This window comes from Pseudomonas sp. BIC9C (assembly GCF_034541995.1).
GTDB classification, from domain to species: Bacteria; Pseudomonadota; Gammaproteobacteria; order Pseudomonadales; family Pseudomonadaceae; genus Aquipseudomonas; species Aquipseudomonas fluorescens_CC.
Genome location: NZ_JAWDGM010000007.1, coordinates 22,275 through 35,230, shown reverse-complemented (window position 1 = coordinate 35,230; position 12,956 = coordinate 22,275). Strand labels below are relative to the sequence as shown.

The following is a 12,956-nucleotide window of genomic DNA, read 5'->3' as shown; positions in this document are numbered from 1 at the left end:
AGCAAGCCCGCTCCCACAGGATCGTGTGCTCATTGAGTAATCAGTGATTGCTCAGCCCTCATCCCCCTCATCATCATCCCCGCCATCCACCTTCATCCCCAGTTCCTTGATCTTGCGGGTCAGGGTGTTGCGCCCCCAGCCCAGCAAAACGGCGGCATCGCGGCGGCGGCCGGCGGTGTGTTTGAGCGCGGTCTCGATCATGATCCGTTCGAAGGCCGGCACGGCACTGTCGAGCAGGCTCGACTGACCGCGGGCCAGCGCCTGGTCCGCCCACTGGCGCAGGGCCTGTTCCCAGTTGGTCACGGGGGCCGAATCCTGCGGCAGGCTCAGCAGCTCCGGCGGCAGGTCGCCGATGTGCACTTCGCGACCCGAAGCCATCACCGTGATCCAGCGGCAGGTGTTCTCCAGCTGCCGCACGTTGCCGGGCCACGGCAGGTTCTTCAGGTATTCCTCGGTTTCGCTTTTCAGCAGCTTCGGCTCGACGGCCAGCTCCTGAGCTGCGCGGCTGAGGAAGTGCCTGGCCAGGGTCGGGATGTCTTCGCGACGGTCCGACAGGCGCGGGATATGGATGCGGATCACGTTGAGGCGATGGAACAAGTCCTCACGGAATTTCCCGGCGTGCACCAGGGTTTCCAGATTCTGGTGAGTCGCAGCGATGATGCGCACATCGACCTTCACCGGCACATGACCGCCGACGCGGTAAAACTCGCCATCAGCCAGTACACGAAGCAAGCGGGTCTGGGTGTCGGCCGGCATGTCGCCGATTTCATCGAGGAACAGCGTGCCGCCGTCCGCCTGTTCGAAGCGCCCGCGACGCAGGTTGGCCGCGCCGGTGAACGCACCTTTTTCATGGCCGAACAGTTCGGATTCCATCAGGTCTTTGGGAATCGCCGCCATGTTCAGCGCGATGAATGGCGATGCCGCTCTTGGGCTGTGACGGTGCAGGGCGTGGGCCACCAGTTCTTTACCGGTACCGGATTCGCCGTTGATCAGCACGGTGATGTTGGAGTGGCTCAGGCGGCCGATGGCGCGGAACACCTCCTGCATCGCGGGTGCTTCACCGATGATTTCCGGGGTACGGGTCAGGGTCGGGGCGACTTCCAGGCCTTGTTGTTCCTGGGCGTGCTGGTTGGCGCGCTTGACCAGGGACACCGCTTCATCGACGTCGAACGGCTTGGGCAGGTACTCGAAGGCGCCGCCCTGATAGGACGCGACAGCGCTGTCCAGATCGGAGTGCGCGGTCATGATGATCACTGGCAGCCGTGGGTGTTGTTCGCGAATCCGCGCCAGAAGGTCCAGGCCGCTGGTGCCGGGCATGCGGATGTCGGAAATGATCACGTCCGGTTGCTGGCGCGCCAGGCGGCTCATCACGCCATCGGCGCTGTCGAAGCTTTGTGTGGTCATGCCTTCCTGTTGCAAGGCTTTTTCCAGGACCCAACGGATAGAACGGTCGTCATCGACGATCCACACGGTTTCACTACGGCTCATGTCGATGTGGCTCCTTGTTCCAGTGGCAGAAAGATCGAGAAAGTGGTGTGGCCGGGGTGGCTGTCACACTCGATCAGGCCCTGGTGCTGGCTGATGATGTTCTGGGTAATGGCCAGGCCAAGCCCGGTACCGTCCGGACGGCCGCTGACCATGGGGAAGAAAATGGTTTCCTGAAGTTCCGCAGGGATGCCCGGACCGTTGTCGATGATCTCGATCTTGGTTACCAGGCGATGGCGCACGTGGCCGATGGTGAACTGGCGCATGGCCCGGGTGCGCAGGCTGATGCGGCCCAGACGCAGTTCGTTCTGGCTGCTGATGGCCTGCATCGCGTTGCGCACGATGTTCAGGACGGCCTGAATCATCTGCTCGCGATCGATCAACACGTCGGGGATACTTGGGTCGTAGTCGCGCACCAAAGTGATGCAGCCCTGGCTTTCGGCCTCCACCAGATGGCAGACACGCTCCAGCACTTCGTGGACATTGCACAGGGCCAGTGACGGCAATTTGTTGGAGCCGAGCATGCGATCCACCAGATTACGCAGACGGTCGGCTTCTTCAATGATGACGTTGGTGTAGTCGCGCAGGCTTTCTTCCGGCAGTTCCCGGGCCAGCAATTGCGCAGCGCCGCGAATCCCGCCCAAGGGGTTCTTGATTTCATGGGCCAGGCCACGCACCAGCATCTTGCTGGTTTCCTGCTTGGACAGCTGCGCTTCTTCCTTGGTGATCCGCAACAAGCGGTCACGAGGGTGGACTTCGAGCAGCAGCATCGTGTCGCCATTGCTCAGGATCGGCGTTACTGCGTAGTCAACGGTCAGGGTCTGGCCGGTGAGGGCGGTGAGCATGGCTTCGCGCTTGGTGAACGGGTGCGCTTGTTTGACGGCTTGGCGCAACGAATTCAGCGCTTCGGCCGATTCGGTAAACAATTCACTGATGAACTGCCCATGGCTGCGCTGGCCGCTGATGGCCAGCAGCATCTCCGCCGCCGGGTTCATGTACTCGAGGCGCAGTTCGGCGTCGAGCAGGATGGTGGCGGTGGTGAGGTTATCGAGTAGCAAACGGTGGAGTGCGTCGCTAATGGTCATCGGGACCTCTTTTAGGGCAGAACATGCGCAAGAAAACAGCGCTGATACGGGCAAAATGCAAAAACCAAACCAAGGCTCCGAAAAGAAGCGTTCAGCGCCTGAAACGGGTGTTTGACGCTCGTTTGCGTGGCGCTTTGCCAGCTTTCGCGGGTAGTTTCGAACCAAAATGGGTTGGAATGTGAGTACGGTGCAAGCTATTGCACCAATATAGTGCGCAAACCTGAACGAGGTTAAAAAAGTCGCAAGAAAGGATTTTTTTCTTCGGTAGGCTTGTCGCTGAGGGGGCATTCCGGTCGTTGACCGTAGTCATCGAGGATGCAGGGTTTGATCTTGCGCTTCTGGGCGAGCGACGTGCGCTGCATATGGAAGGGTTGGCTGGCGGTGCGTTCGACGATGCGTCCCTGCTCATCAAGAATTTCCACGGACAGGGTATGGCTGCCGCGATCGATGTTGCTCAACGGGAACACCGGGCTAATGCCGGGTTCGGCAGTGGGCTGGCCGTCGAGCAGCAGTCGGTAGCGGTGACCGGGTTGCAGTCCGGGCTCGTTGGTGGCGCTGACGATGACTTCGCCGGCGTTGCTGCGGATGGTCGCGTCGGGTTCCGGAACCAGGATGCGCAGCACGTCATAATGGAACGGCGCCTGTGCTTCGGGGTTGCTCTGGGCGATCAGCGGCGCTGCACGGGTGGGGTTGGCTGCCATTCGATTGCTCTTTGTCAGCGGTACACGCCTGGCATTGCCGGGTTTGGGTTGGTCGGTGAAAACCCGATTGCCTTGGGAGTCAACGTAAGTAAAGACTTCCGCCGATGCTGGTAGCGCGATGAAGCAGGCAATCAGCAGCCAGGTCTTCAAGGCGCGTGTACCCGTTGCACGGAGAAGGTCGTGGTGGGGCTTTGCTGCACTATTTTTTCGCCATCGATCACTTGCACGGCGAGGCGGTGTTCGCCGCGGTCGATGTTCACCAGTTGCAGGATCGGCACGTTGCCTGGCTGGCCATAGGGCTGGCCGTCCAGCAGCAGCCTTAGCAGATGGGGGGCTTGCAGGCGTGGTTTGATCTGTACGTTAACGGTGAATGTGCCGTTGTTGGCGCGCAGGGCTTCGGTGGTGGGCAGACCGGTGAGTTCGAGTAGCTCGTAGGCGCTGCTGGACTGTTCGCGGTTGTCTGCGGCAGCTTGAGCAGGGTTGCCCGGCAATTGGGGCTCGACGCTGTTGAGCGGCGGCAGCTCGACCGGTTGGGCTTTCACGCCATCAGGCGGTTGATTGCTGTAAGCGATGTTGCCGTAGGTGTCGGTATACTTGTATATCTGCGCTGCGGCGGGCAGGGCGATCAGTAGCAGGATGAAGAGAAAACCACGACCCATAAAATCGACCGGAAACGAAAGCGGTGGGTTGCAGCATAGGCCAGTGATGGCGTTTGTCCCAAGCTGCCAAACATTTGGGCATGATTTGCCGAAATCTTCTGAACACAGAAAACCCCTTGTGGGAGCGGCGGTGCGACGATTCGACTTGCTCGCGAAAGCGGTCTGTCTGACACATGGATGTTGGATGTGCGGGCGCCTTCGCGGGCAAGCCCGCTCCCACAGGGATTTTCAGCGATTGTTAAATCGCGTGACAAAAAGAGGCCTCCCGAAGGAGGCCTCTTTTTGTCACGCCGCGTGCCGCAGCGCTACCGGATCAGCAGCTGTAGTACAGCTCGTATTCCAGTGGGTGTACGAAGGTACGTACCTTGATTTCTTCTTCGCTTTTCAGAGCGATGTAAGCGTCGATGAAGTCGTCGCTGAAAACGCCGCCTTTGGTCAGGAACGCACGACCTTTGTCCAGCTCTTCCAGGGCCTCTTTCAGGCTGCCGCAAACTTGTGGGATCTCTTTGGCCTCTTCAGGCGGCAGGTCGTACAGGTTTTTGTCAGCTGCGTCGCCAGGGTGGATCTTGTTCTGGATGCCGTCCAGGCCAGCCATCAGCAGTGCAGCGAAGCACAGGTACGGGTTGGCAGCCGGATCCGGGAAGCGAGCTTCGATACGGCGGGCTTTCGGGCTCGACACGTAAGGAATGCGGATCGAAGCGGAGCGGTTACGGGCCGAGTAGGCCAGCATCACTGGAGCTTCGAAGCCTGGAACCAGACGCTTGTAGGAGTTGGTCGCCGGGTTGGTGAAGCCGTTCAGGGCCTTACCGTGCTTGATGATGCCGCCGATGAAGTACAGGGCGGTATCGGACAGGCCGGCATAGCCTTCGCCTGCGAAGGTGTTCTTGCCATCTTTCCAGATGGACATGTGTACGTGCATACCCGAGCCGTTGTCGCCGTACAGAGGCTTAGGCATGAAGGTAGCGGTACGGCCGTAGGCATCGGCAACGTTGTGTACGACGTACTTCAGGGTCTGGGTTTCGTCGGCTTTCTTCACCAGTGTGTTGAACTTGACGCCGATTTCGTTCTGGCCGGCAGTTGCCACTTCGTGGTGGTGAACTTCAACGGTCAGGCCCATTTCTTCCAGTGCGTTGCACATGGAGGTACGGATTTCGTGGTCGTGGTCGAACGGTGGAACCGGGAAGTAGCCGCCTTTGACGCCTGGACGGTGGCCCTTGTTACCGCCTTCGATGTCCTGGTCGGACATCCACGAACCTTGTTCGGAGTAGATCTTGAACATGGAACCGGAGATGTCGGACTTGAATTTCACCTGGTCGAAGATGAAGAACTCTGGCTCCGGACCGGCGAATACGGTGTCACCGATACCGGTGGCCTTCAGGTGCTCTTCGGCACGCTTGGCGATCGCACGCGGGTCGCGGTCGTAACCTTGCATGCTCGAAGGTTCGATGATGTCGCAGACCAGGATCAGGGTCGGCTCTTCGGTGAACGGGTCCAGTACGGCAGTGGAATCGTCCGGCATCAGGATCATGTCGGAGGCTTCGATGCCTTTCCAGCCAGCGATGGAGGAACCGTCGAACATTTTGCCGACTTCGAAGAAGTCTTCATCCAGCGCATCGCGAGCCGGCATGGTCACGTGGTGCTGAGTGCCTTTGGTGTCCGTGAAGCGCAGATCAATCCACTTGACGTCATGATCTTTGATGAGTTGAACCGACTTCGACATAGTGTCCTCCGGGTGGATTAGGGCTGGTAGTGGATGCCCTTAAATGTTTGTGATGCCGGCGCGAATACTCTGCCAAGGCAACCTGCCTCACAAGGGAGCAAATTGCATGCCAGTGCCCCAGCATGGGTTTTTTGCTCCAAATTCACGCTTATAAGGCGGTAAAGCACCTTAAAGCGGAAAATCCCGCCCTGCAATGTGGCGTTCATTTGAATAAATGACCTGTTTTGGTGCGTGCAAAACCTTCTGCACATTAACTGGTTAAACCTTGAGCAATTTCCGCTATAATCCGCGCCCCCCTTTTTCGGCTGGCCCAGCGCGCGCTGTTTTCATGAAACTAATCGTAAAAGTCTTTCCCGAGATCACCATCAAGAGCCGCCCGGTACGGATGCGTTTCATCCGCCAATTGGCCAAGAACATCCGCGCCGTGCTCCGCGATCTGGACCCGGCCGTGGTGGTGAACGGCGTGTGGGACAACCTCGAGCTGGAAACCCGCGTCAGCGACCCCAAGGCCCTGAAAGAGATGGGCGAGCGCCTGAGCTGCATGCCGGGCATCGCGCACTTCCTGCAGATCGATGAATACCCGCTGGGTGATTTCGACGACATCGTGGAAAAGTGCAAGCAGCACTACGGTGATGCACTGGCCGGCAAGATCTTCTCGGTGCGTTGCAAGCGCGCCGGCAAGCACCCTTTCAGCTCGATCGATATCGAGAAATATGTCGGCAGCCAGTTGCGCCGCCAGTGCGGTGCCGCCGGGATCGACCTGAAAAAGCCGGAAATCGAAGTCCGGATTGAAGTTCGCGACCAACGGTTGTTCGTGATCCACAGCCAGCACAATGGCATCGGCGGATATCCGCTGGGCGCCCTGGAACAGACGCTGGTGCTGATGTCCGGTGGTTTCGATTCCACCGTTGCGGCTTACCAGATCATGCGCCGCGGACTGATGGCGCATTTCTGCTTCTTCAATCTGGGCGGACGAGCCCATGAACTGGGCGTGATGGAAGTCGCGCATTTCATCTGGAAGAAGTACGGCAGCTCCCAACGCGTGTTATTTGTCAGTGTGCCTTTCGAGGAAGTGCTGGGCGAAATTCTCGGCAAAGTCGATAACAGTCATATGGGCGTAGTATTGAAGCGTATGATGTTGCGCGCTTCCTCCCGAATTGCCGATCGACTGCACATCGAGGCCCTGGTCACCGGTGAGGCGATCTCCCAGGTGTCGAGCCAGACGCTGCCGAACCTGTCGGTGATCGATTGCGTGACCGACAAACTGGTCTTGCGCCCGCTGATCGCCAGCCACAAGCAGGACATCATCGACACGGCCAACGAGATCGGCACCGCCGATTTCGCCCGACACATGCCGGAATACTGCGGCGTCATCTCGGTCAATCCGAAGACGGCCGCCAAACGCTACCGTGTCGAGCACGAAGAGAAAGAATTCGATATGGCGGTGCTAGAGCGTGCGCTCGAAAACGCCAAGCTGGTGCCGATCGATCGCGTGATCGACGAATTGGGCCAGGACTTGCAGATTGAAGAAGTCAGCGAAGCGCTGGCCGGTCAGATCGTCATCGATATCCGTCACCCGGATGCCGCTGAAGACGACCCGCTGGACCTTGCTGGTATCGAGGTACAAACGATGCCGTTTTATGCACTGAACGCTCGTTTCAAGGAACTGGACCCTACTCGCCAGTACCTGCTGTATTGCGACAAAGGCGTGATGAGTCGCCTGCATGCCCACCATTTGCTCAGTGAGGGGCATGCCAATGTGCGCGTTTATCGACCGAGCTAAGTGCCCGGGGCTGTTTGCCTGTGGCTTGCGTCACCGGCCCCCCGATGCCGCCGTCAAGCTGTAACGGCTTTCACGGACGCTACTGTTAATCGCTGCCAAGACTTGTCAGCACACCGAATCCTCTGATCGAGATACACAAGTGATCGAAAATCTACGCAACATCGCCATCATTGCCCACGTTGACCATGGTAAAACCACCCTGGTAGACAAACTCCTGCGTCAATCCGGCACCCTGGAGCGCAACGAGCTCAACGACGAGCGCGTGATGGACTCCAACGACCAGGAAAAAGAGCGCGGTATTACCATTCTGGCGAAAAACACCGCCATCAACTGGAACGGCTACCACATCAACATCGTGGACACCCCGGGCCACGCCGACTTCGGCGGCGAAGTTGAACGCGTAATGTCGATGGTCGACTCCGTTCTGCTGCTGGTTGACGCTCAAGACGGCCCTATGCCGCAAACCCGTTTCGTGACCAAGAAGGCTTTCGAAGCCGGCCTGCGTCCAATCGTGTGCATCAACAAGGTTGACCGTCCAGGCGCGCGTCCGGACTGGGTTCTGGATCAGATCTTCGACCTGTTCGACAACCTGGGTGCCACCGAAGAACAGCTGGACTTCAAAGTCGTCTACGCCTCGGCCCTGAACGGTATTGCCGGTCTGGACCACACCGAAATGGCTGAAGACATGACCCCGCTGTACCAGTCGATCGTCGACAACGTACCGGCACCGGCTGTTGACCGTGACGGTCCGTTCCAGATGCAAATCTCTGCTCTGGACTACAACAGTTTCCTGGGTGTTATCGGCGTTGGCCGTATCGCTCGTGGTACCGTCAAGCCGAACACTCCGGTCGTGGCTATCGGCGCCGACGGCAAGAAGCGTAACGGTCGTATCCTGAAGCTGATGGGTCACCACGGTCTGCACCGTGTAGACGTTGAAGATGCTGCTGCAGGCGACATCGTTTGCATCAGCGGTATGGACTCGCTGTTCATTTCCGACACCCTGTGCCACCCGGACACGGTCGAAGCGATGAAGCCGCTGACCGTCGACGAGCCAACCGTTTCCATGACCTTCCAGGTAAACGACTCGCCATTCTGCGGTAAAGAAGGCAAGTTCGTGACTTCCCGTAACATCAAGGAACGTCTGGACAAAGAGCTGCTGTACAACGTTGCACTGCGCGTTGAAGAAGGCGACTCGGCTGACAAGTTCAAGGTTTCCGGCCGTGGTGAGCTGCACCTCTCGGTACTGATCGAAACCATGCGTCGCGAAGGCTTCGAAATGGCTGTAGGCCGTCCGGAAGTGATCATCCGTCTGGTTGACGGCGTGAAGCACGAACCGTACGAAAACGTCACCATCGACCTGCCGGAAGAATCCCAGGGCAAGGTGATGGAAGAGATGGGCCTGCGTAAGGGCGACCTGACCAACATGGTGCCGGATGGCAAGGGCCGTGTACGTCTGGAATACAACATCCCTGCTCGTGGTCTGATCGGTTTCCGTAACCAGTTCCTGACCCTGACCAACGGTGCTGGCATCCTGACCTCGATCTTCGACCGTTACGACGTGATGAAGTCCGGCGACATGTCCGGCCGTCAGAACGGCGTTCTGGTTTCGGTTGAAACCGGCAAGGCACTGACCTACTCCCTGGAAACCCTGCAGGCGCGTGGCAAGCTGTTCGTTGAACACGGTCAGGAAATCTACAACGGTCAGATCGTTGGTCTGAACAGCCGTGACAACGACCTGGGCGTCAACCCTACCAAGGGCAAGAAGCTCGACAACATGCGTGCTTCGGGTAAAGACGAAACCATCGCCCTGGTTCCACCTGTTCGCTTCACCTTGGAACAGGCGCTGGAATTCATCCAGGACGACGAGCTGTGTGAAGTGACTCCTAAGTCCATCCGTCTTCGCAAGAAGATCCTGGACGAAAGCGAGCGTACCCGCGCTGCCAAGAAAGCCAAGGCGTAACATTTAGCCAGGCTTAAAAAAACGCCCCCGGTCGAGAGACCGGGGGCGTTTTTGTTTGTCTGGGGTTTGTGTGGTGTTTCTTCGGGCCTCTTCGCGGGCAAGCCCGCTCCCACAGGGTTCAAGGTGAGGCACAAATTGTGTGAACACCGAAATACCTGTGGGAGCGGGCTTGGTCCGGGCTGCGATCCGACGAAGGCGGCCGATCAGCCGCCGAAAATTTCAGGAGGTATCAGAACCGCTCGATACTCCGCGAATTGCGCTCGCGCTCCACTTCTTTTGGCTTGTACGCGCAATACCCCGGCCGCGGGCCGATTTTCGGGTGGTTGCGGCAAGTATCCGGGCGCTTTTCATAAATAGTGCACAGACGGCTCTTACGATCCAGGTACAGGCAATCGTTGTTGCTCATGCGCTGGAGGGTAAAGATTCCTGACTTCTGGTTGAAACGCTCGACCAGACCTTCCTTTTGCAGACGTTTGGCGATGTTCTTCGGCGGATCACCCAGCTCGAACTCATCGACCACGCCGATGCGGATCAGGTCCTTGATCTTGACTTCGACGGGCAGGGTGCAGCAGCTGGACATGCACGAGCCGCACATCGGGGCAGAGTACTTGGCCCAGGTATCGAGGCGGTCGATCTCTGCGGCAGCGATCAGGTTCGGCTTCATCATCGTTTGTTACCAGCGTGTGCATCAGGGCGCGCGATCATACCGGGACTGGTGGATTTTTGAACAACCTTTCGCCAGTTTTTTTCGCAAGCGGTGCAAACAACCGGAAAAAACGGCACGGGCCCTGCATTCATTCAGACACATGACAACGCATTGTCGATCCAGCTCGTATTCAAGGGAAAAACTGCCGAACCAGAGCCTCTACCGCCTGTCAGACCGTCTAGGCTCAGACAACTCCAAGCTCGCTCGAGGTCCTATCGATGACTCAAGAACCACTTGTTCGCGAAGCAGAGGTGGCCGCATTCCGCGACGCCGTCTTGACCAAACTCACTTATGCAGTGGGTAAAGACCCGGATCACGCCTTCGACCATGACTGGTTCGAAGCCATTGCCCTGGCCGCGCGGGACCACATGGTCGAGCACTGGATGGACCACACGCGGCAGATCTACCGCAAAGGTCAGAAGCGCGTTTATTACCTTTCCCTGGAATTTCTCATCGGTCGGCTGCTGTTCGACAGCCTGAGCAACCTCGGCTTGCTCGACGTGGCCCGCGAAGCCCTGACCGAACTCGGCGTCGACCTTGAGCGCATCCGCTTGCTGGAGCCCGATGCGGCCCTGGGCAACGGCGGCTTGGGGCGTCTGGCGGCGTGTTTCCTGGAAAGCATGTCCACCCTCGGCATCGCCGGTCATGGCTACGGCATCCGCTATGAGCACGGGTTGTTCCGCCAGGCGATTGTCGATGGCTGGCAGCAGGAGCAGACCGAACACTGGCTGGATTTCGGCAACCCGTGGGAGTTCGAGCGGCCGGAAGTGGCTTACAGCATCGGTTTCGGTGGCGGTGTCGAGACCCTCACCGACGACACCGGCAAGTCCCGACAAGTCTGGCATCCGGCGGAAACCGTACGGGCCATTGCCTATGACACGCCGGTGGTCGGCTGGCGCGGGGCGAGCGTCAATACGCTGCGCCTGTGGCGTGCCCGGGCCATGGAAGATCTGCATCTGGAGCGTTTCAACGCCGGTGACCACCTGGGCGCCGTGGCTGAAGTGGCCCGGGCCGAAAGTATCTCCCGAGTGCTGTACCCGGCGGACAGCACCGAGGCCGGCCAGGAGCTGCGCCTGCGTCAGGAGTATTTCTTCGTCGCCGCCTCATTGCAGGATCTGCTGCGCCGCCATCGCAACATGCACACCTCGGTGCTGACCCTGGGCGATCACGCTTCGATCCAGCTCAACGACACTCACCCCTCGATAGCCGTGGCTGAACTGATGCGGCAACTGGTCGACGTCTATGACGTGGCATGGGATGCGGCGTGGCAGGTCACCGTCGATACGCTGTCCTACACCAACCACACCTTGCTGCCCGAAGCGCTGGAAACCTGGCCGGTGGGCTTGATGGAACGCATGTTGCCGCGGCACATGCAGATCATTTACCTGATCAACGCCCACCACATCGACTCCCTGCGGGCCAAAGGCATTCACGACTTTGACGTACTGCGCGCGGTGTCGCTGATCGAGGAAGACAACGGTCGTCGGGTGCGCATGGGCAACCTGGCGTTTCTCGGCTCCCACAGCGTCAACGGTGTGTCCGGTTTGCACACCCAACTGATGCGCAAGACGGTGTTCTCCGAATTGCACAAGCTGTACCCGGCGCGAATCAACAACAAGACCAACGGCATTACCTTTCGCCGCTGGCTGTACCAGGCCAACCCCGAGCTGACTTCGATGCTGGTCGATGCCCTGGGCCCTGCGGTACTGGATAACCCGGAAGAGCGATTGCTCGCCCTTGAGCCGTTCGCCGAGAAAAACGCGTTCCGCAAGGCGTTTGCCGAGCAACGCCTGCACAGCAAGAAAGCCCTGGCGTACCTGATCCATGAGCGGTTGGGTGTCGCGGTCAACCCGGCGGCGATGTTCGACGTGCAGGTCAAGCGAATCCACGAATACAAACGCCAGTTGCTCAATCTGATGCACACCGTGGCGTTGTACCAGGCGATCCGCGCGGAACCGGAAATCGACTGGGTGCCACGGGTGAAAATCTTCGCCGGCAAGGCTGCCGCGAGTTATCACCAGGCCAAACTGATCATCAAGCTGACCAACGACATCGCCCGTGTGGTGAACAACGACCCGACCGTGCGCGGCTTGCTCAAAGTGGTGTTCCTGCCCAACTACAACGTCAGCCTGGCGGAGAGCATCATTCCGGCAGCGGATTTGTCCGAGCAGATCTCCACCGCCGGTTTCGAAGCATCAGGCACCAGCAACATGAAATTCGGCTTGAACGGCGCGCTGACCATCGGCACCCTGGACGGGGCCAACGTGGAAATGTGTGACCGCATTGGCGCCGAGCACATGTTCATCTTCGGTCTCAGCGCGCAGCAGGTGGAAGCGCGCAAGCAGAACCATGAATTCAGTGCCGTACCGGACATCGCTGCGTCCCATCGTCTGAACGATGTGCTGCAAGCGATACGTGGCGGGGTGTTCTCCCCGGATGATCCGTCCCGTTACACCGGGTTGATCGACTCGCTGGTGGATTACGACCGCTTCCTGGTCTGCGCCGATTTCGACTCCTACTGGAGCGCGCAGATGCGCGTCGAAGCCCATTGGCACGACTCCAAGGAATGGTGGCGTTCAGCGGTGTTGAGCACGGCGCGGATGGGCTGGTTCTCGTCGGACCGGACCATTCGCGAGTACGCCACGGAAATCTGGAAGGCACTGGAGTAATTTTCAGCCAGAACTGCGAGCAAGGCCCGGTTGTTGCCGGGCCGGATCGATATACTGGGCGCCGGACTGTCGAGCGGTAGGGATCAGCCTGATTTGGAGCACGCCACAACCCTTTGTGGGAGCGAGCTTGCTCGCGATAGCGCACTGACATTCAACATCAATGCTGAATGTTATGGACTCATCGCGAG

At 59.0% G+C, this 12,956-nt stretch carries 9 protein-coding genes; 3 read left to right on the top strand and 6 right to left on the bottom strand.

Annotated features, from left to right (window positions below; all coding sequences use genetic code 11):
- Window positions 1-51 precede the first annotated feature (51 nt).
- From ntrC to glnA, 5 genes are all read right to left on the bottom strand, one after another.
- A complete protein-coding gene (gene ntrC / locus RS887_RS25975; RefSeq protein ID WP_008018952.1) occupies window positions 52-1,488 on the bottom strand; it encodes a nitrogen regulation protein NR(I) in 1,437 nt (478 codons plus the stop codon).
- Entirely contained in the window at window positions 1,485-2,570 is a 1,086-nt protein-coding gene (glnL, locus tag RS887_RS25970) for a nitrogen regulation protein NR(II) (protein WP_322617633.1), read from the bottom strand. The genes ntrC and glnL overlap by 4 nt, the downstream gene beginning before the upstream one ends.
- Before the next feature lie 230 nt (window positions 2,571-2,800).
- On the bottom strand, window positions 2,801-3,421 hold the full coding sequence (locus RS887_RS25965; protein ID WP_322617632.1) for a DUF4124 domain-containing protein: 621 nt from the start codon (window positions 3,419-3,421) through the stop codon (window positions 2,801-2,803).
- A complete protein-coding gene (locus RS887_RS25960; RefSeq protein ID WP_322617631.1) occupies window positions 3,418-3,930 on the bottom strand; it encodes a DUF4124 domain-containing protein in 513 nt (170 codons plus the stop codon). The genes RS887_RS25965 and RS887_RS25960 overlap by 4 nt, the downstream gene beginning before the upstream one ends.
- A 313-nt stretch (window positions 3,931-4,243) precedes the next feature.
- Window positions 4,244-5,650 carry a glutamate--ammonia ligase gene (gene glnA, locus RS887_RS25955; protein ID WP_093227583.1) on the bottom strand — a complete coding sequence of 469 codons (1,407 nt, stop codon included), beginning with the start codon at window positions 5,648-5,650 and terminating at the stop codon, window positions 4,244-4,246.
- 328 nt (window positions 5,651-5,978) lie between these two features.
- Here glnA and thiI point away from each other — a divergent pair, with 328 nt between their 5' ends.
- Together thiI and typA are read left to right on the top strand one after the other, a co-directional pair.
- Window positions 5,979-7,433, top strand: coding sequence for a tRNA uracil 4-sulfurtransferase ThiI (thiI, locus tag RS887_RS25950; RefSeq protein WP_322617630.1), 1,455 nt, complete (start codon window positions 5,979-5,981; stop codon window positions 7,431-7,433).
- Between the two features lie 139 nt (window positions 7,434-7,572).
- A complete protein-coding gene (gene typA, locus RS887_RS25945; protein WP_322617629.1) occupies window positions 7,573-9,393 on the top strand; it encodes a translational GTPase TypA in 1,821 nt (606 codons plus the stop codon).
- Window positions 9,394-9,622: 229 nt separating this feature from the next.
- On the opposite strand, the gene RS887_RS25940 is transcribed toward typA, so the two are convergent.
- Window positions 9,623-10,060 carry a YkgJ family cysteine cluster protein gene (locus RS887_RS25940; RefSeq protein WP_008018944.1) on the bottom strand — a complete coding sequence of 146 codons (438 nt, stop codon included), beginning with the start codon at window positions 10,058-10,060 and terminating at the stop codon, window positions 9,623-9,625.
- A gap of 257 nt (window positions 10,061-10,317) precedes the next feature.
- On the opposite strand from RS887_RS25940, the gene RS887_RS25935 reads away from it, so the two are divergent.
- On the top strand, window positions 10,318-12,768 hold the full coding sequence (locus tag RS887_RS25935) for a glycogen/starch/alpha-glucan phosphorylase (RefSeq protein ID WP_322617628.1): 2,451 nt from the start codon (window positions 10,318-10,320) through the stop codon (window positions 12,766-12,768).
- The last annotated feature ends 188 nt before the right edge of the window (window positions 12,769-12,956 follow it).